Annotated in this window: 17 protein-coding genes and 1 pseudogene; 6 read left to right on the top strand and 12 right to left on the bottom strand. The window is 64.8% G+C overall.

What is annotated here, in order from left to right; translation table 11 throughout:
- Positions 1-638: 638 nt before the first annotated feature.
- The 7 genes from E1N52_RS13820 to E1N52_RS13790 all read right to left on the bottom strand — a co-directional run bounded on the left by E1N52_RS13820 (position 639) and on the right by E1N52_RS13790 (position 9,215).
- Positions 639-1,610: a branched-chain amino acid ABC transporter permease gene (locus E1N52_RS13820; RefSeq protein WP_165979385.1), complete on the bottom strand. Its 972-nt coding sequence runs from the start codon at positions 1,608-1,610 to the stop codon at positions 639-641.
- The gene (locus tag E1N52_RS13815) at positions 1,610-2,494 is read right to left on the bottom strand and encodes a branched-chain amino acid ABC transporter permease (RefSeq protein WP_133183338.1); all 885 of its coding nucleotides are present in this window, start codon (positions 2,492-2,494) and stop codon (positions 1,610-1,612) included. The genes E1N52_RS13820 and E1N52_RS13815 overlap by 1 nt, the downstream gene beginning before the upstream one ends.
- A 118-nt stretch (positions 2,495-2,612) precedes the next feature.
- On the bottom strand, positions 2,613-3,830 hold the full coding sequence (locus tag E1N52_RS13810) for an ABC transporter substrate-binding protein (RefSeq protein ID WP_133183337.1): 1,218 nt from the start codon (positions 3,828-3,830) through the stop codon (positions 2,613-2,615).
- A 117-nt stretch (positions 3,831-3,947) separates the two neighbouring features.
- Positions 3,948-4,727, bottom strand: a complete 780-nt coding sequence (locus E1N52_RS13805; protein ID WP_133183336.1) for an ABC transporter ATP-binding protein — start codon at positions 4,725-4,727, stop codon at positions 3,948-3,950.
- Complete coding sequence (locus E1N52_RS13800; protein ID WP_028203291.1) at positions 4,724-5,503, bottom strand: ABC transporter ATP-binding protein; 780 nt, start codon at positions 5,501-5,503, stop codon at positions 4,724-4,726. Before E1N52_RS13800 ends, E1N52_RS13805 begins: the two co-directional genes overlap by 4 nt.
- 370 nt (positions 5,504-5,873) lie before the next feature.
- On the bottom strand, positions 5,874-7,577 hold the full coding sequence (locus E1N52_RS13795) for a GMC family oxidoreductase (protein ID WP_133183335.1): 1,704 nt from the start codon (positions 7,575-7,577) through the stop codon (positions 5,874-5,876).
- A 114-nt stretch (positions 7,578-7,691) separates the two neighbouring features.
- Complete coding sequence (locus E1N52_RS13790; protein ID WP_133183334.1) at positions 7,692-9,215, bottom strand: CoA-acylating methylmalonate-semialdehyde dehydrogenase; 1,524 nt, start codon at positions 9,213-9,215, stop codon at positions 7,692-7,694.
- 112 nt (positions 9,216-9,327) lie between these two features.
- Here E1N52_RS13790 and E1N52_RS13785 point away from each other — a divergent pair, with 112 nt between their 5' ends.
- Both E1N52_RS13785 and E1N52_RS13780 read left to right on the top strand, forming a co-directional pair.
- Positions 9,328-10,215, top strand: coding sequence for a LysR family transcriptional regulator (locus E1N52_RS13785; RefSeq protein WP_133183333.1), 888 nt, complete (start codon positions 9,328-9,330; stop codon positions 10,213-10,215).
- 205 nt (positions 10,216-10,420) lie between these two features.
- Positions 10,421-10,945, top strand: a complete 525-nt coding sequence (locus tag E1N52_RS13780) for a class IV adenylate cyclase (RefSeq protein ID WP_133183332.1) — start codon at positions 10,421-10,423, stop codon at positions 10,943-10,945.
- A gap of 58 nt (positions 10,946-11,003) precedes the next feature.
- Here the strand turns inward: E1N52_RS13780 and E1N52_RS13775 are convergent, their stop codons facing one another.
- Positions 11,004-11,495: an Lrp/AsnC family transcriptional regulator gene (locus tag E1N52_RS13775; RefSeq protein ID WP_028203286.1), complete on the bottom strand. Its 492-nt coding sequence runs from the start codon at positions 11,493-11,495 to the stop codon at positions 11,004-11,006.
- Positions 11,496-11,636: 141 nt separating this feature from the next.
- Between E1N52_RS13775 and phhA the strand changes: the two genes are divergently transcribed.
- Together phhA and E1N52_RS13765 are read left to right on the top strand one after the other, a co-directional pair.
- Complete coding sequence (gene phhA / locus E1N52_RS13770) at positions 11,637-12,530, top strand: phenylalanine 4-monooxygenase (protein ID WP_133183331.1); 894 nt, start codon at positions 11,637-11,639, stop codon at positions 12,528-12,530.
- Between the two features lie 126 nt (positions 12,531-12,656).
- A pseudogene (locus E1N52_RS13765) lies at positions 12,657-12,971 on the top strand (4a-hydroxytetrahydrobiopterin dehydratase); the annotation flags it as partial.
- A gap of 103 nt (positions 12,972-13,074) precedes the next feature.
- Here E1N52_RS13765 and E1N52_RS13760 read toward each other — a convergent pair.
- Positions 13,075-13,305 carry a DUF3717 domain-containing protein gene (locus E1N52_RS13760; protein ID WP_028203283.1) on the bottom strand — a complete coding sequence of 77 codons (231 nt, stop codon included), beginning with the start codon at positions 13,303-13,305 and terminating at the stop codon, positions 13,075-13,077.
- A gap of 99 nt (positions 13,306-13,404) precedes the next feature.
- Between E1N52_RS13760 and E1N52_RS13755 the strand changes: the two genes are divergently transcribed.
- Together E1N52_RS13755 and E1N52_RS13750 are read left to right on the top strand one after the other, a co-directional pair.
- Positions 13,405-14,091 carry a response regulator transcription factor gene (locus E1N52_RS13755; RefSeq protein WP_027815974.1) on the top strand — a complete coding sequence of 229 codons (687 nt, stop codon included), beginning with the start codon at positions 13,405-13,407 and terminating at the stop codon, positions 14,089-14,091.
- Positions 14,092-14,276: 185 nt separating this feature from the next.
- Positions 14,277-15,842: a sensor histidine kinase gene (locus tag E1N52_RS13750; protein ID WP_133183330.1), complete on the top strand. Its 1,566-nt coding sequence runs from the start codon at positions 14,277-14,279 to the stop codon at positions 15,840-15,842.
- A gap of 80 nt (positions 15,843-15,922) precedes the next feature.
- Here the strand turns inward: E1N52_RS13750 and E1N52_RS13745 are convergent, their stop codons facing one another.
- From E1N52_RS13745 to E1N52_RS13735, 3 genes are all read right to left on the bottom strand, one after another.
- Entirely contained in the window at positions 15,923-16,429 is a 507-nt protein-coding gene (locus E1N52_RS13745) for an SET domain-containing protein (protein ID WP_133183329.1), read from the bottom strand.
- Between the two features lie 303 nt (positions 16,430-16,732).
- Positions 16,733-17,845 carry an NADH:flavin oxidoreductase/NADH oxidase gene (locus E1N52_RS13740; RefSeq protein ID WP_133183328.1) on the bottom strand — a complete coding sequence of 371 codons (1,113 nt, stop codon included), beginning with the start codon at positions 17,843-17,845 and terminating at the stop codon, positions 16,733-16,735.
- Between the two features lie 130 nt (positions 17,846-17,975).
- Positions 17,976-18,704: a glutamine amidotransferase gene (locus E1N52_RS13735; protein ID WP_133183327.1), complete on the bottom strand. Its 729-nt coding sequence runs from the start codon at positions 18,702-18,704 to the stop codon at positions 17,976-17,978.
- Between the last annotated feature and the right edge of the window lie 210 nt (positions 18,705-18,914).

Here is an 18,914-nt window from a genome sequence, read left to right as displayed (position 1 = left end):
AATCGATAATCGGCTGCGGGAAATCAACGCAAAAATGCTGACCGCATGGTCGGTGATTGGCGAGTGTAGCGGTCTGCGTATTCAGATGGCAAGCGCTTTCCATCAGCTTACAGTGAGGGCAATTGCGCGCTCGCTTTGCGTAATGCCCAAACGCTTGTGCAGCGGGCGAAGCCGGCTGTGTGGCCTGATTTGCGTAATTTGGGAAGGGATAATCGGCGCGTGCGAAAGTGCCGAAAGTGCCGAAAGTGCGTAGGTCGAGCGGCCGCCGCATCGGAGAAAAGATAATCGGCCCGCCGTTGAAAAAAGGCGCGCAGAAATATAAAAAGCGCTGTTGGACTCTCATCCAACAGCGCTTCCTTGTCCGGGCACTTGGTGCCTCAGTTGTCTCCTCGTTCTCCACCTGCAAATTCGGTGCATCAGAACTAGGTGCAACTTTAAACTTCACCCCCCTCTGCAGCAACTAGCATTTACCCTAGTGGTGCAGTGCGGCACCGAATTGGGGCGCGTCGCCACAGATTTGTCGCACGGCGCGCCCCTGCGGCATGCCGCAGCGCGACATCTTTGCTCGGCTTTCGCCAGATCGGGCCGGTGAGCGACCATTCTATCGCAGTCCGGAGCAGTCCTGGCACGCCAGTCCGTCACGCGCGCAGGGGCCGCACGCGCGCCACGATCTCGCCGACAATGCCGCGCCGGAACGCCAGCACGCAGGCAATGAAAATGATGCCCGTGACGATCGTTGTGGACTCACCGAGTGAGCGGAACCACTCTACGCCCGTCCCTCTTGCGAGCGCCGTGCCGATGTCGCCCAACCGGTCCTCCAGCGCGACGATGAGCGTGGCGCCAAGCAGCGGCCCGAACAGCGTGCCCATGCCGCCCACGAGCGTCATGAGGATCACGAGGCCGGACATGGTCCAGTACGCGTCGCCGAGCGTCTCGAAGCCGAGCACGAGTACCTTCAGCGCGCCGGCCAGACCCGCGAGCCCCGCCGACAACACGAACGCGAGCAGCTTGAAGCGGTCGGTGTCGTAGCCAAGCGATACGGCGCGCGGCTCGTTCTCCTTGATCGCCACGAGCACCTGCCCGAACGGCGAATGCACGATGCGAACGATCAGACCGAACGCGAGCACCATCACGACGAGCACGACGTAGTAGAGCGAGAGATCGGAGTCGAGCGAAAGCACGCCGAACAGCTTGCCGCGCGGCACGCCTTGCAGGCCGTCTTCGCCATGCGTAAACGGCGCCTGCAGGAACACGAAGTAGACCATCTGCGCGAGCGCGAGCGTGACCATCGAGAAGTAGATGCCCTGCCGGCGAATCGCGAAGATGCCTACCACGAGCCCGAGGACCGTGGCCACCGCCGTGCCCGCGAGCACGCCCACCTCGGGCGTGAAGTTGAGCGACTGGATCGCGTAGCCGGCCGTATAGCCGGCGCTCGCGAGAAACATCGCGTGGCCGAACGAGAGCAGGCCCGTGTAGCCGATCAGCAGGTTGAACGCCGCGGCGAACAGGGCGAAGCACAGCACCTTCATCACGAAGAGCGGATAGGCGCCGGCGAACGGCGCGACGATCAGCCCGATCAGCAACAAACCATAGAGCGCTTTTCTTTGCATCATCGTTCCTTGCCGAAGAGACCAGCGGGGCGAATCAGCAGCACGATCGCCATGATTACGAACACCACGGTCGCGGAGGCCTCGGGCCAGAACACCCGCGTGAAACCTTCGATCACGCCGAGCATGAGGCCGGTGAGGATCGAGCCCATGATCGAACCCATGCCGCCGATCACGACCACGGCGAACACGGTGATGATCATCGACTGCCCCATGAGCGGCGACACCTGGATCACGGGCGCGGCGAGCACGCCTGCGAACGCCGCGAGCGCGACGCCAAAGCCGTAGGTGAGCGTGATCATGAGCGGCACGTTGATGCCGAACGCCTCGACCAGCTTGGGATTCTCCGTGCCAGCGCGCAGATACGCCCCCAGACGTGTCTTTTCGATCACGAACCAGGTCGCGAAACACACGGCAAGCGAAGCCACCACCACCCACGCGCGATAGTTGGGCAAATACATGAAGCCGAGATTCGTCGCGCCCGCGAGCAGATCGGGTACGTCATAAGGCTGCCCCGACGAGCCGTAGATCGACCGGAACACGCCCTCCACCACGAGCGTGAGACCAAAAGTGAGCAGGAGTCCGTACAGATGATCGAGCCGATAGAGCCAGCGCAGCATCGTGCGCTCGATCACGACGCCGAACAGGCCGACCACGAGTGGAGCGACGACGAGCATCACCCAGTACGGCAGATTGAAGTACGCGAGCCCCATCCACGTGAGCATCGCGCCCAGCATGAACAACGCGCCGTGGGCGAAGTTGATCACGTTGAGCATGCCGAAAATCACCGCGAGACCGAGGCTCAGGATCGCGTAGAACGAGCCGTTCACGAGCCCAAGCAGCAACTGGCTCAGCATTGCCGGAAGCGGAATGCCAAAAATCGTCATGAAAGCCGCCCATTGACGCATTAATGCATTGACGGATTGCGCAATCATGCCGCGCCCGGCGCACCCACCTTGGGGGCGCCGGGCGCGGCATACGACTGCAGCATTTACGCGCTCGCGCTTACTTCCACAGCGCGCACTTGCTCTCCTGCTTCGTCGTATAGGCCTGCTCGCCCGGGATCGTCTGCAGCACCTTGTAGTAGTCCCACGGACGCTTCGACTCGGACGGCTTCTTCACCTCGACGAGATACATGTCGTGGATCAGCACGCCGTCCTGGCGGATGTAGCCGCCCTTGGTATAGAAGTCGTTGACCTTGGTCTTCTTGAGCTGCTCCATGACCTTGTCGGAATCCGTCGTGCCGGCCGCCTGCACCGCCTTCAGATACGTCGTCACCGCCGAATAGTCAGCCGCCTGCAGTTCGGACGGCATCTTCTTCGTCTGGTCGAAGTAGCGCTGCGCCCACTTGCGCGTGTCGTCGTTCTGGTCCCAGTACCAGCCGGTCGTCAGCACGAGGCCCTGCGTGGTGTCGAGTCCGAGGCTGTGCACGTCGGGCAGGAACATCAGCAGCGCCGCGGTCTTCATCGTCTTGTTGATGCCGAATTCCTTCGCGGCCTTGATCGCGTTGACCGTGTCGCCACCCGCGTTCGCGAGGCCGAGGATCTGCGCCTTCGAGGCTTGCGCCTGCAGCAGGAACGACGAGAAGTCCGACGCCGAGAGCGGATGGCGCACTTCGCCGAGCACCTGGCCGCCGTTTGCCTTCACGACGTCCGCGGTGTTCTTCTCGAGCGACTTGCCGAACGCGTAGTCGGCGGTCAGGAAGAACCAGCTCTTGCCGCCCTGCTTGAGCACCGCGAGGCCCGTGCCCTTCGCGAGCGCGACCGTGTCATAGCCGTAGTGGACCGTGTACGGCGTGCACTGCTCGTTCGTCAGTGCGTCCGTGCCCGCGCCCGTGTTGAAGTACACCTTCTTCTTCTCTTGCGCGACCTGGTTCATCGCCAGCGCCGTCGCCGAGTTCGTGCCGCCGAGCAGCATGGTGAGCCCGTCACGGTCGAACCATTCGCGCGCCTTCGAAGCGGCGATGTCGGCCTTGTTCTGGTGATCGGCGTACTCGATCTGGATCGGCTTGCCGAGGACCTTGCCGCCGAAGTCCGCGACCGCCATCTTGATCGCCGTGAGGCCGCCCTGGCCGTCGTCGTCGGCGTAAAGGCCGGACATGTCGGTGATGAAGCCAATCTTCACCGCGTCGTCGGCGGCCTGCGCGCTCCCCGCGCTGAACGCCATCGCAGCTGCCGAGGCGGCAAAAAGGCCCGCGAGCCGCGCGAACGTGGTTTTCTTCATTGCAGTCTCCTTCCTTGGTTGCGTAATTATCAGGAACACTCCATGAACACCGGAGGCAAAGCGATTCGCGCGGCGCTCATCTCACGCTCACGTCGCGCGCAAAACCAGACCAAAAAATTAAACGCCCAGCAGGTCGTGCAGCACCGGCATCTTGCCCTCGAGCTCGGCAGTGCCGAAGTGCTCGACGATGCGCCCGTGCTCCATCACGTAAAAGCGGTCCGCGAGCGGCGCCGCAAAACGGAAGTTCTGCTCGACCATCACGATCGTGTAGCCGCGCGACTTCAGCGTGAGGATCATGCGCGCGAGCGTTTGAACGATCACCGGCGCGAGACCTTCGGATATCTCGTCGAGCAGCAGCAGGTTCGCGCCCGTGCGCAGGATGCGCGCCACGGCCAGCATCTGCTGCTCGCCGCCGGAAAGCCGTGTGCCCTGGCTGTTGCGCCGTTCGGCGAGATTGGGAAACATCGCGTAGATCTCGTCGAGCGACATGCCCTCCGCCAACTTCGCCCGCTTCTCACCCTTGGCGCCAATATGCGGCGGCAGGAGCAGATTCTCTTCGCACGAGAGGCTCGCAAAAATGCCGCGTTCCTCAGGGCAATACCCCACGCCGCAGTGCGCGATGCGATAGGTGGGCATCTGGATGGTCTCGCGCCCACCAATGCGGATCGAGCCCGTGCGCCGCCCGGTGAGCCCCATGATGGCGCGCAGCGTCGTCGTGCGCCCCGCGCCGTTGCGCCCGAGCAGCGTCACGACCTCGCCGCGCCCGACGGACAGATCCACGCCGTGCAGAATGTGCGACTCGCCATACCACGCCTGCAGCCCCGCAATCTCCAGCGCCTTCGCGCTCTCGGTCGCGCCGGCGGCCGCAGTCGTCTCGCGTTCGGTGACCGTATTCATGCGTGCGCCCCCGTGAGGGCCGCGTCCGCACTGCCCATATAGGCCTCGGCAACGAGCGGATTCTTCGAGACTTCGGCGTAGCTGCCTTCGGCGAGCACCTCGCCGCGCTGAAGCACCGTGATGGTGTCGGAGATGCCGGCAATCACGTTCATGTTGTGCTCGACCATGAGGATCGTGCGCCCGCTCGATACCTTCTTGATGAGCGCCGTCACGCGGTCCACGTCTTCGTGGCCCATGCCCTGAGTCGGTTCGTCGAGCAGCATGAGCTCGGGCTCCATCGCGAGCGTCGTGGCGATCTCCAGTGCGCGCTTGCGGCCATAGGCCAGCTCGACCGTGGGCACATCGGCGAAATCGGTGAGGCCCACTTGCGTGAGCAGATCCATCGCGCGGTCGTTGAGCTCCGCGAGCGTGCGTTCGCTCTTCCAGAAGTGGTAGGCCGTGCCGAGCGAGCGCTGCAGCCCCACGCGCACGTTCTGGAGCGCCGTGAGGTGCGGAAATACGGCCGAAATCTGGAACGAGCGGATGATGCCGCGCCGCGCGATCTGCGCGGGCCGCTCATGTGTGATGTCGATGCCGTTGAAAACGATGCGCCCCGCGCTGGGCACGAGGAATTTGGTGAGGAGGTTGAAGCAGGTGGTCTTGCCTGCGCCGTTCGGTCCGATCAGTGCATGGATCGAGCCGCGGCACACGCGCAGGTTCACGCCGTTCACGGCCGTGAAGCCCTTGAACTGTTTCGTGAGGTCGCGCGTCTCCAGAATCGTGTCGCCGAGAATCATGTCCCCTTCCGAGCGTGGTAAGGCGTAACACTGCAGACCGTCCGTGACTCGTGGTGCACGGTGAGGTCCGGCGCGGACGTGGCGGCGCGCCTCCCGATGCGCGCAACGCGCGCCTGCCGACTTTCGCGTCATTGTCTCGCCAATGATGCAGCGCAATCATTGGGATTTGCACTTAAGGGAGCGCCACAAGGACAGCGAACATTACGACTGACAGTTGACGACAGTACGATGAACGATGACTGCACGTTAGGCGCACGATCGCCGCAAACCCGTAGCTCACAGACGTACAGAAACACGCGAGCGGAAGCGCTTCCGCTCGCGTCCCAAATAGTCTTCGAATCGACGCGATCTTGCGCGTCGCTCCATGCCCTCAGGCGGTCGTCAGCGTGACACCGGCGGCGGCCTCCGTTTGCGCACGCGCACCCTCGCGGCGGTCGGCGCGCAGCATCTCGGCGGCGCGCTCCGCGATCATCAGCGTCGGCGAATTCGTGTTTCCCGAGGTAATGGTCGGCATGACCGACGCGTCCACCACCCGCAGGCCCTCCACGCCGCGCACACGCAGGCGCGCGTCGACCACGGCGTCGGGGTCGTCCGCGCGGCCCATGCGGCAGGTGCCGACCGGATGAAAGATCGTCGTGCCGACGTTGCCCGCCGCCTCGCGCAGTTGCTCCTCAGTCTGGAACGCGAGCCCCGGCAGGATCTCATGCGGCTGGTAACGCGCGAGCGCACCAGAAGCCGCTATGCGCCGCGTGAGCCGTATCGAGTTGGCCGCAACGCGCAGGTCGTGATCGGTCGAAAGATAATTGGGCGCGATCGCGGGCGCCTGCGAGGGGTCAGCCGACACGGCGTGGATACTGCCGCGCGAGGTGGGCCGCAGATTGCACACCGAGGCCGTGAACGCATTGAAGCGATGCAACGGCTCGCCGAAGCGGTCGAGCGAAAGCGGCTGCACGTGATACTGGAGGTCGGGCCGCGTGAGCGCGGGATCGCCCGGGTCCGATTTCGCGAATGCGCCGAGTTGCGAGGGCGCCATCGACATCGGCCCGCTCTGGAAGAACGCGTACTGCATGCCGATCATCAGCTTGCCCCACCAGTGCGCGGAGGCCGTGTTGAGCGTACGCACGCCGTTCACGCGAAACGCCATGCGCAGTTGCAGATGGTCCTGAAGGTTCTCGCCCACGCCGCGCAGATCCTGCACGACGCCAATGCCGAGCTGCGCGAGCCGGGCAGCGTCGCCGATGCCGGAAAGCTCGAGCAATTGCGGCGAATTCACAGCGCCGGCGCTCAGGATCACTTCACAACGCGCCCGCGCGACGTAATCGACGTCGCCGCGATACTCCACGCCCACGCAGCGCTTGCCTTCGAATATCACCCGCTGCGTGAGCGCGCCGGTGACGACAGTGAGGTTGGGCCGCTTCATCGCCCCACGCAGGAACGCCTTCGACGCGTTCCAGCGCACACCGCGCTTCTGGTTCACCTCGAAATAGCCCACGCCGCTGTTGTCGCCGCGATTGAAGTCGTCGGTGGCGGCAATGCCCTGCTCTTGCGCGGCGTGCGCGAACGATTCGAGAATCTGCCAGCGCAGGCGCTGCTTCTCCACGCGCCATTGGCCGCCCGCGCCGTGAAACTCGCTCGCGCCGCCGTGATGGTCTTCGCTGCGACGGAACACGGGCAGCACGCTGTCCCACGACCAGCCGGAATCGCCGGTCTCGCGCGCCCAGTTGTCGTAGTCCTCGCGCTGGCCGCGCATGTAGATCATGCCGTTGATCGACGACGAACCGCCGAGCACGCGCCCGCGCGGATAGGAGAGCGAGCGGCCGTTGAGGCCTTTTTCCGCGCCGGTCTTGTAGAGCCAGTCCGTACGCGGATTGCCGATGCAGTACAGGTAGCCCACGGGAATATGGATCCAGTGGTAGTCGTCCGTGCCGCCCGCCTCGATGAGCAGCACGGAAACGTCCGCGTCTTCGGTCAGGCGATTGGCGAGCACGCAGCCCGCGGTGCCCGCGCCGACGATCACATAGTCGAATTCGCCTTCGAGGCGGCGCGAGGCCTGAGCTTCACTCGGTGCAGGCATGATGTGTCTCCAGCGATTACCGCTCTCTTTATGTTGTATTTTTGAACTGCGATTGCCGCGCCGGGCGGTATCGAATGCTTCGGATTCCTTTCGAACTGACCGGCTACCGCTCGCCTACTTCGCCACCGGCATGGTGAATTCCGCGCCCTTGGCAATGCTGTCGGGCCAGCGCTGCATGATGCTCTTGTAGCGCGTGTAGAAACGCACGCCTTCCTCGCCGTAGGCATGGTGGTCGCCGAACAGCGAGCGCTTCCAGCCGCCGAACGAGTGCCACGCCATCGGCACCGGAATCGGTACGTTGATGCCCACCATCCCCACCTTGATCTGGCGCGAGAAGGCGCGCGCGACGCCGCCGTCCGAGGTGTAGCACGACACGCCGTTGGCAAATTCGTGAGCGTTGATCAACTCGACGGCGCTCGCGAAATCGGGCACGCGCACGACCGAAAGCACCGGACCGAAGATCTCTTCCTTGTAGATCTTCATGTCGGTCTTCACGTCGTCGAATAGCGTGCCGCCGAGGAAGAAGCCGTCCTCATGACCGTCCACCTTGTGGCCGCGCCCGTCCACGATGAGCTTCGCGCCCGCCGCCACGCCCGCCTCGATATAGCCCTGCACTTTCGCGCGATGCACGCCCGTGACGAGCGGCCCCATTTCCGAGGCGCCGTCCATGCCGCTGCCGATCTGCAGCGCCTTCACGCGCGGCGTGAGGCGCTCGACCAGTTCGTCGGCGATATGGCCCACGGCCACCGCCACCGAAATCGCCATGCAGCGCTCGCCGGCCGAGCCGTAGGCCGCGCCGATCAGCGCATCGACGGCCTGGTCGAGATCGGCGTCGGGCATCACGACGAGGTGATTCTTCGCGCCGCCCAGCGCCTGCACGCGCTTGCCGTGCTTCGTGCCTTCCGTGTAGATGTATTCGGCGATCGGCGTCGACCCGACGAACGACAGCGCGGTGACGTCGGGATGCGCAAGCAGCGCGTCCACGGCCACCTTGTCGCCGTGCACGACGTTGAACACGCCGTCGGGCAACCCGGCTTCCTTGAGCAGTTCGGCAAGCCGCACTGAAGCGGAAGGATCACGCTCCGAAGGCTTCAGCACGAACGTGTTGCCGCACGCGAGCGCGATCGGGAACATCCAGCACGGCACCATCATCGGGAAGTTGAACGGCGTGATGCCCGCCACGACGCCCAGCGGTTGGCGCAGATTCCAGTTGTCGATGCCGCCGCCGATCTGGTCGGTGAAGTCGGTCTTCAGCAGATTGGGAATGCCGCACGCGAACTCGACCACCTCGATGCCGCGCATCACCTCGCCCTTCGCGTCGGAGAACACCTTGCCGTGTTCGCGCGTAATGAGTTCGGCGAGTTCGTCGTGATGCTGGTCGAGCAGATCCTTGAACTTGAAGAGAATGCGCGCGCGCTTGATGGGCGCCATCTCCGCCCAGGCCGGAAACGCGGCCTGCGCGGCGGCAACGGCGGCGTCGACTTCCGCCACGGTGGCGAGCGGCACGCGCGCGCTCACTTTGCCGAACGCCGGATTGAAGACGTCGCCATGACGCTCGCTCGTTCCAGCCAGCGGCTTGCCGTTGACGAAGTGGGTCAGCATGCGTACGCCGGCTTCGTTCTGATGTGTCTCGCCCATGTCTGTGCCTCTTTTGTCGTGAAGCCTCGATCTAATTAGCGTAATCGCGAGGCTGGGGCGCGATCCAATGATTAATGCTCAACAGCGATATAAGGCGGTTTAATATCAGGATATGGACCTGACCTTGCTCCGAGCGTTTGTCACGGTCGCGCGCGAGGGCAACCTCACGCGTGCGGCTACCCATCTGCATCTCACGCAGCCGGCCGTGAGCCTGCAGATCAAGCATTTGCAGGAGGCGCTTGGCGTCACGCTCTTCACGCGCACCTCTCACGGCCTCGCGCTCACACGCGACGGCCAGGCGCTGCTGCCGCACGCCGAACGCGCGCTCGCCGCGGCCGGCGACGTTCAGCGCGCCGCTGCTGCACTGCGGCACGAGGTGCGTGGGCGCTTGCGCATCGGCACGATTCTCGATCCGGCGTTCCTGCGCCTCGGCGGCTTTCTGCGCCAGCTCGTCGAAACGTGGCCGCAGATCGAAACGGCGCTGCGCCACGGCATGTCAGGCTGGGTGCTCGACCAGGTGCGCTCGCGCGAGCTCGACGTGGGCTACTACATCGGCCAGCCTGCGCCCGACCCCGAGACCTTCCACGTCATCACGCTCACGCGCTTTCAGTACCGCGTGCTCGCGCCCGCGGGCTGGAAGGACCGCGTGAAGGATGCGCGCGACTGGCGCGCGCTCGCCGCGCTGCCGTGGATCTGGACACCGCCCGCCTCCGCGCACAACCGCCTGCTCACCACGCTGTTCGAGGCGGCGCATGCCAAACCCGTGAAGGTGGCGGAGGTGGACCAGGAGCCGTCGATGCTCGATCTCGTGAAGTCGGGTGTGGGCCTCACGCTCGCACGCGATTCCACGGCCCTCGCCGAAGCGCACGCACACGGGCTCACCATCGTCGAAGGCGTGACGGTGCCCACGGAACTCACCTTCATCACGCTCGCCGCGCGGCGCGACGAGCCCACCATCGCGGCGGCACTCAAGTCGATCGAAACGCAGTGGGCGATATGAGCCGCGCTCATGAAGACGCGCGCGCCGTTCATGTCTGACGTAAGCGCAAGCCTGGTCGCGTAACAGCGCTGTCACACAAGTTTTGATAGATTGGGAATTCGCTCTGCGTTTTCGGCACGCCCACTGGTGTGCTCACCCTGCGCGGCGCGTTTCCAGCCTCTCCCATCGTTCCCCCCTTGTTCTCTTCGTTCGACAGGAGCCTTGCATGGCCCGCAACATCGAAATCAAAGCCCGCGCCCGTCAATTCGACGCCCTGCGCGATCGCGCTTCCCAGCTCGCCACCGACGCGCCGCTGATCTTTCGCCAGCAGGACTTCTTCTATGACGTACCGCGCGGCCGCCTGAAGCTGCGCCAGTTCGACGACGGCACGCCGCCCGAGTTGATCTTCTATCAGCGCGACGACCGCGACGGTCCGAAGGCCTCGTACTACACGCGCAGCCCCGTCACCAATGCCGAGGCGATGCACTCGCTGCTCGCCACGGCGCTCACCACGCGCGGCATCGTCTCGAAGGAGCGCCACGTGTATCTGGCGGGCCGCACGCGCATCCATCTGGACCGCGTGGATGGTCTGGGCGACTTCGTCGAGCTGGAAGTGGTGCTCGGCCCCGAGGACGACGAGCAAGGCGGCGAAGCCGAAGCGCACGCGGTGTTCGCGAAGCTCGGCGTGGACGAGAGCGATCTCGTCGCGGTGGCTTACGTGGATCTGCTCAATACGGCCAACGCGGCCTGACACCTGTAATTGGCCAGGCGGGCCCTTGCGGCCCGCTACGCCATCACTCCCATGCCACTCACGCCGCCGGCGCGCCCGGCTCCAGGTGCCCGAGCGGCAGCGGCCCGTTGCGCTTGAACGTGGTGAGCACGATGTTCGAGCGCACGCTGTCCACGCCGGGCACGCGCATGAGCTTTTTCATGACGAACGTCGAGAGCGCGTTCAGATCGGGCGCGACGATGCGCAGCAAATAATCGGCGTCTCCCACCACGGCATGGCATTCGAGCACTTCAGGCAGCACGTCGATCTGCTGCTGGAACTGCTCGATGATCGAATCCCCGTGATGCTTGAGCTTCAGGCTCGTGAACGCGGTCACGCCGAGCCCGAGTTTTTCGGGCCGCAGCACCACGCGATAGCCGTCAATCACCCCAGAGGCCTCGAGGCGCTGCAGCCGCCTGCCGATCTGCGAGGGCGAGAGCGGCACCTGTTCGCCAAGCTGCTGATGCGTGGCGCGCCCGAAGCGCTGCAGCACGTCGAGCAGCGCAAGATCGAAATGGTCGAGTTCAAGCATGAATGGAATCCGCATTAATTGACTATATTGCGCTCGATTATTGCATATCTGAGTCACAAACCATGGAGTACGCGCACATTCCGCGCGCTATCCGCTCTAGACTTGCATGACAGCAAGCCTTTTTAGTGGAGCGTTACGAACATGGCCGCCGCCACCGCGAAACTGCAGGAGCAGTTCGACGCGGGTCTCACCACCCGTCCCGATTTCACGATCGACCAGCCGCTCGAGCGCTACGGCGCGGCCGACCACGCCGTCTGGGACCAGCTTTACCGGCGCCAGCGCGCCCTGCTCGAAGGCCGCGCCTGCGACGCCTTCATGGAGGGTGCGTTGCGCCTCGGCCTGAATGTTTCCCACGTTCCCTCCTTCGCGCAGGTGAGCGAGCGCCTGATGGCCGCAACCGGATGGCGCATCGTGGCCGTGCCGGGCCTCGTGCCCGAGCGCATTTTCTTCGAGCATCTTGCGAACCGGCGCTTTCCGGTGACCTGGTGGATGCGCCGTCCCGATCAGCTCGACTATCTGGAGGAACCCGACTGTTTTCACGACCTGTTCGGCCATGTCCCGCTGCTCACCGACCCCACTTTCGCCGATGCGATTCACGCCTATGGCCGCGCCGCGCTCGCCGTCGAGGAGCGCGCGTTGCCGTTGCTCGCGCGGCTCTACTGGTACACGGTGGAATTCGGCCTGATGCGCGACGCGAGTGCACCCAACGGCGTGAAGATCTACGGCGCCGGCATCGTGTCGAGCAAGGGCGAGACGCTATACAGCGTGGAGAGCGCGGCGCCCAACCGGCTCGCGTTCGACCTCGACCGTGTGCTGCGTACGCGCTATCGCATCGACACGTTCCAGAAGACCTACTTCGTGATCGACTCGTTCGCGCAGCTTTTCGACGCGCTGGGCGCCGGCATTGCGTCGCGTCTGGCTGATCCGGCGGCGCTCATCGCGGCGCCCCCGCACGCGGCTGGCGACGTGCTGCACAGCGACACGATCATCACGCGCGGTACGCGCGAGGGCTGGCTCGACGACGGGGACGTCTGAACGACATGCGGACTTTGCGCCGCAGCAAGCGCGCATTTCCTTGATGCGAGCGCTCGCACGCGTGCCCCATACGTGAAAAAATGGCTGATCGGCTAACGGCTCACGCCCGGCCTCAAGCTCAATACAGGTGCAACGATGATCAACCGACTCACATCCGAAGAGCGCGCATCCGAACTCGCCGACCTGCGCGGCTGGCAGGCCGTCGCCGGCCGCGATGCGATCCAGCGCCATTTCCGCTTCGCCGACTTCAACGAAGCGTTCGGCTTCATGACGCGCGTCGCCATCAAGGCGCAGGAAATGAACCATCACCCCGAGTGGTTCAACGTCTACAACCGCGTCGAGATCACGCTTTCCACGCACGAGGCCGACGGCCTCACCTCGCGCGACATCGAACTCGCCCGCTTTATCGATTCGATCGCTCCGGGACCGCTCAGCGCATAAGCAGCGGTACTAAGCATGGGTACGCTGTGCGCATGGCGAGCGCACTCAACGAGCGCACAGCGCGCCGTGAAAGCATAATGCAGGGTGCCGGGCCTTCAAACCTTCAGCTTTGAAGGCTATTCTTGATGGATACGTAAGACTCCCAGGCAGCGCGGGCAATCGGGTCTAAACGTTCCGGTGATATGGCGTTCTGACGCTGTACAATCAGCAGCGCATAAGGCTTGGAGAGCGCACTCGCCTCCTGGCACAACGCGAGTTCATCGCCAATCGAAGGCGAGCGGTTGCGCCAGAAGTTGATCGCGGCTTCGAGTTCGGTGATCGAAATATCGGACATGTGGATCGTGATCGCGCAACCGTCGGGCTGTGCCACAGCAAGCGACGCTTCGCGAACTGCGTGCCTGAACGCTAAACCCATTGTACTTGAGCGAATCCCATGCGACTCCTTCTGATCGAAGACGACCGCCCTATCGCACGCGGTATCCAGTCCAGCCTCGAACAAGCCGGCTTTACGGTCGACATGGTCCACGACGGCATCTTCGCCGAACAGGCCCTCACGCAGAATCGCCATGAGCTCGTGATCCTCGATCTCGGGCTGCCGGGCATCGACGGCATGACGCTGCTTTCGCGCTTTCGCCAAAGCAACCGGCATACGCCCGTCATCGTGCTCACCGCGCGCGACGAACTGAACGACCGCGTCCAGGGCCTGAATTCCGGCGCCGACGACTACATGCTCAAGCCGTTCGAACCGGCCGAGCTCGAAGCGCGCATTCGCGCCGTGATGCGCCGCAGCGGCCCGCACGGCGACGTGCCGCGCCCCGAAGTGTCGCTCGGCGGCGTGCGCCTGTCGGGTGTCGATCGCCGCATCTTCAACGACGACAAGCCGCTCGAACTCTCGCCGCGTGAGTTCGCCGTGCTCGAAATGCTGCTGCTGCGTCATGGCCGCGTGGTGAGCAAGGCGCAACTGCAGGACCACCTCACGCACTTCGGCGGCGACCTCGGCGACACCGCGATCGAAGTCTATGTGCACCGAGTGCGCAAGAAGCTCGAGAACTGCCGTGTCGAGATCGTCACGGTGCGCGGCTTCGGCTATCTGCTGCAGGAAATCCGCCAGGCGGCTTGATCCGCCTCGTTTTCCGAGCCAGCCAGCGGCGGCGGATCATTCCGCCGCCGTTTGCGCTTGATGGCGCCGGTTTTTGACGTCTCACCGGCACTTCAGCCGCCACGCCCGCGGCCCGCGTACAATGGATCGGTTCCGTGCAGCGCACGCCGCCGCACACACGATTCATCATTCGCCCCGAAGCCATCATGTCCTCACCTGCCGCAACGAGTCTGCGGCGCACGCTGCTACGGCGCCTCGCCGCCCCGCTTTCGCTGCTCGCGCTGATGAGCGGCCTGATCGCCTATTGGCTCGCCTGGCAGTACACGCAGCACGTGGTCGACCGCTCGCTCGCCGACCTCGCCACGGCCATTTCCCGGCAGATCCAGATCGCCGGCGACGACGCCCCCAACACCGTCCCGCCGCTCGCGCAGGCGATGTTTTCCGACCCCGTCGAGCACCTCGTCTATCGCATCAGCAACGGCGAAACCGAAATCGCGGGTGACCACGACCTGCCGCTGCAAGGCACCAACGTGCGCCGCATGCACTACGCGTACGTGTTCGAAACGCTCTATCAGGGCGTGACCGTGCGGGTCGCCCAGGTGCGCGTGCCGCAGGCGAATGGCAATCCGATCGTCGTGGAAGTCGGTCAGCCGGTGCATCATCGCTTTCGTATCGCGGCCGAATTTCTCGTCGCGATCATGATGCCGTTGCTGCTCCTGCTGCTCGCCGGCTGGGTCATCGTGTGGCGCGTGGTCAACCAGCAACTCAACCCGCTCACCGCCCTCGCCGACTCGCTCAACCGCCAGACGCACACGTCCCTCGAACCCGTGGACGAGACCTACGTGCCTGTCGAGATCCGCCCGCTCACTGGCGCGCTGAACGCGCTGCTCGGCCGGCTGAAGACCGCGCTCGAGGCGCAGCGCAAGTTCATCGCCGACGCCGCCCACCAGCTGCGTACGCCGCTCACCGCGGTGAAGCTGCACGCCGAGCAGGCCGTCAACGCACGTGAGCCGCAAAAGGTCAACGACGCAGTGCGCGAACTGCGTGCGGCCGCCGATCGCGCGGTGCGTCTGTCGAATCAGCTGCTCTCGCTCGCGCGTGCGGAGCCGGGTGAACAGGCCGCGCGCTTCGTCGATATCGACATGGCCGCGCTCGCCTTCGAGACCGGCGCCGAGTGGGTCCCGCGGGCGCTGGCGAGCCACGTCGACCTCGGCTTCCAGCGTCTCGACGATCCCGAAAACGACACGCCGTTGATGGTGCGCGGCAACCCCGTGCTGCTGCACGAGGTCATCGCGAACCTGCTCGACAACGCGCTCAAATATTTGCCGCCCGCGCGTCTCGAAGGCGCCCGCATCACCGTAACCGTTTCGCAGTCCTCCGTGGAAGGCATGCCGATGGCCGAGATCGTCGTGGAGGACAACGGTAACGGCGTGCCCGCTTCGCAGCAAGCGGATCTCTTCAAGCGCTTCTTCCGCGGCGACGGTCAGAGCGAAAGCGGTGTCGATAGCGGCGCGGGTCTCGGCCTCGCGATCGTCCACGACATCATGACGCTGCATCGAGGCAGCGTGCATTACGAAGATGCGCCGGAAGGCGGCGCGCGCTTCATCGTGCGCGTGCCGCTCGCGCGCCGCAGCGCGCCTGGCGGCAAAGACGTCAAGGACGGGAAAGACAGCAAGGAGGCCAGCGCCTTCGAGACCGCGCATCTGCGCACGATCGAGGCCGGCGAGCCGCGCGAGAAGAAACCGACCCACCAGGCGAGCATCGATCTCTGATCGCTGCACGCGCCAGGAAAACGACAAGGGCCGCTCATGCGGCCCTTGTGCTTGATACGGTGCGACGCGCGCTGCGGCGCTTACTTCTTCTTTTTGTTCTTGCCCTTCGACGCTTTCGCGCCCTTCGCAGACTTGTCGTCGTCGGGCGGCGCGAGCATCGTGCCGCGGCACTTGCGGGCGCCGCAACGGCATTCGTATTCGCGCTTGAGCTTCTTCGTCTGCTTCGCGTCGATCACGAGGCCGTAGTCGTAGAAGAGCTCCTCGCCTTCGGCGATATCGCGCAGCGCGTGAATATAGACGTGTCCTTCGATTTCCTCGGCTTCGCAGTTCGGCGCGCACGAATGATTGATCCAGCGCGCGCTGTTGCCCTTCACCTTGCCGTCGATCACGTCGCCGTCGTCGAGCGCGAAATAGAACGTGTGATTCGGTTCGTCAGGATTATGCGGATGACGCCGCAGCGCCTCCTTCCAGGAGATGCGCTCGCCCTTGTATTCGATCAGTCGTTCGCCGGTGGCAATGGAGACCGCCGCAAACACGCCCTTGCCGTGCACGCCCGACTGGCGCACGACGATCCTGCGTTCACTCATTGAATGAATCCTTGTGAAGTACTGGGGGAGACGGTCCCGGTCATGACAGACGGCGTGGACAACATGCCCGCTTGCGTCGCCTGTGGCTCTCTCATGAAGCCGTGCCTGACGGTCTGCCTGGCCTTGCATCGGCCCTTGCATCAAACCTCGCGTCCTGCCTCGTCACGCTCCGTACGCAAACGCGGCGCCGATTGGGCGCCGCGCTCATGCGACGCCCGGCGCGCCACAGACGGCATCGTACACGCTCGCGCCTCTTTCGTTCAACCCATATGCGTCGCGAGAAACCACCACGCGCAGCGTGTTTCAGCGCTGGCCGAGCGTCGTCTCGCCGAACAGCTTCTTCAACTCGCGCGGTTGCGAGCGCCAGTATTGCGGCGGCGCGCTCACGCTCGCGCCGAGTTGCGCCGCGGCGTGCCACGGCCAGCGCGGATCGTAGAGCATCGCGCGCGCCATTGCGATCATGTCGGCTTCGCCGTCTTCGATGATCTGGTTGGCCTGCAAGGCGTCGGTGATGAGGCCCACCGCAATCGTCGTCATACCGGTTTCGGCCTTCACCTTGCGCGCGAACGGTACTTGATAGCCGGGCTCGAGCGGAATCTTCTGCAGCGGTGACACGCCGCCCGACGACACGTCGATCCAGTCCGCACCGCGCGCCTTGAGCGCCTGCGCAAAGACGACGGTGTCATCAGGCGTCCAGCCGCCATCGACCCAATCCGTTGCCGAAACGCGCACGCCGATCGGACGAGCGGCAGGAAACTCGGCGCGCACGGCGTCGAACACTTCGAGCGGAAAGCGCATGCGGTTTTCGCGCGAGCCGCCGTACTCGTCGCTGCGCTGGTTCGCGATCGGCGAGAGAAATTGGTGCAGCAGATAGCCGTGCGCCGCGTGAATTTCGAGCGCGTCGATGCCAAGACGCGCAGCGCGGCGCGCCGTGGCCACGAACGCATCGCGCACGCGATTCAGACCCGCGACGTCGAGTGCGAGCGGCGGCGCCTCGCCCTCCTTGTGCGCAAGCGCCGAAGGCGCGTGCGGCAGCCACCCACCGTCGGCGACCGAAATCAGCTGGCCGCCTTCCCAGGGTACATGACTCGACGCCTTGCGCCCCGCGTGCGAGATCTGCATGGCGATGCGAATAGGCGAATGGCGGCGGATCGCGGCAATCACGGGTTCGAGTGCGGCTTCGGTCGCGTCGTCCCACAGGCCGAGACAGCCCGGGGTGATGCGGCCGTCAGGCTCGACGGCCGTGGCTTCGATGCAGAGCATCGCCGCGCCCGAAAGCGCCAGGTGGCCGAGATGGATCATGTGCCAGTCGTTGGCTTCGCCGCGCTCGGCGGAGTACTGGCACATCGGCGAAACGACGATGCGATTGGGGAGCGTCACGCCACGCAGTTCGAGCGGAGTGAAGAGCTTGCTCATGGGAGGTCCACGGACGGTTGGCAGAAGCGTCCGAGAATAGCACGCGCTTTTTTCGAGCGTTCGACAGGGAACACGACGCCGGCGCGACGTGCGCCGGCGCGAGGTGGATCAGCTTGGGCTCAGGCGCGGCTCAGGGTTGGCGCGCGGCCATCTGCGCATCGACGGCATCGAGCCATTCGCCGAACATGCGGCTCGCCTGCGCTTCGAGGAGCGGCCCGTGGCGCGCCGTATCGTCGCGCAGCGCGTTCACGTCCACGCCCGCGCTGGCAATTTCGGCGGCATGACCGATCAGCCAAGGCTCGAAGCGGTCGGCGCGCACTTCGGGATGGCACTGCAGGCCGAGCACGTGGTCGCCCCAGGAAAACGCCTGGTTCTCGCATAGCGGCGTGGAAGCGAGACGCGTCGCGCCCTGCGGCAGATCGAAGGTGTCGCCATGCCAGTGCAGCATGGAAGTCGCTGCGCCGTCGAGGTGCTGCAACGGGGACGCGCGGCCGGCGTCGGTGAGCGTGAGCGGCGTCCAGCCGATCTCGGGCTGGGGTCCCGCATACACGCGCGCACCGAGCACGCGCGCGATGAGCTGCGCGCCGAGGCAGATGCCGAGCGTAGGGAGACCCGCCGCGATGCGCTTTTCGATCATCGCGGCTAGGGGAACGAGTGTGGGATAGCGCGCATCGTCGCACGCGTTGATCGGGCCGCCGAGTACGACCATAAGCGACGCCGACAAGGGATTGAGTGCGCCAACACGGGCGAAGCCGACGTCGACATAGCGCACGGGGCGTCCACGGTCGCCGAGCACGCGCTCGAAGCTGCCGAGGTCCTCGAAATAGACATGGCGCACAGCCAATACTTCGCGATTCATCGGCACATTCCCGGGTCGGCTGTGGGCGGCATGCACGTCACCGCTTTTTTACGGCGCATGCGATCGTTTGCGCCGACGGTCATGCCAAAAAACGTGTGGCCAATACTTGCGAGAACTACACAAATTGCCACGCACGCATCTGATGCACGCAAAGTCACCACGCAACGTCGGCAGGCCAACGACCGCGCGATGCTTCGCATTACCGTGCAT

Source organism: Paraburkholderia guartelaensis (assembly GCF_004353905.1).
GTDB classification, from domain to species: domain Bacteria; phylum Pseudomonadota; class Gammaproteobacteria; order Burkholderiales; family Burkholderiaceae; genus Paraburkholderia; species Paraburkholderia guartelaensis.
Note: the sequence above shows the minus strand (reverse complement) of the source record. Positions and strands in the feature narration are given on the sequence as shown.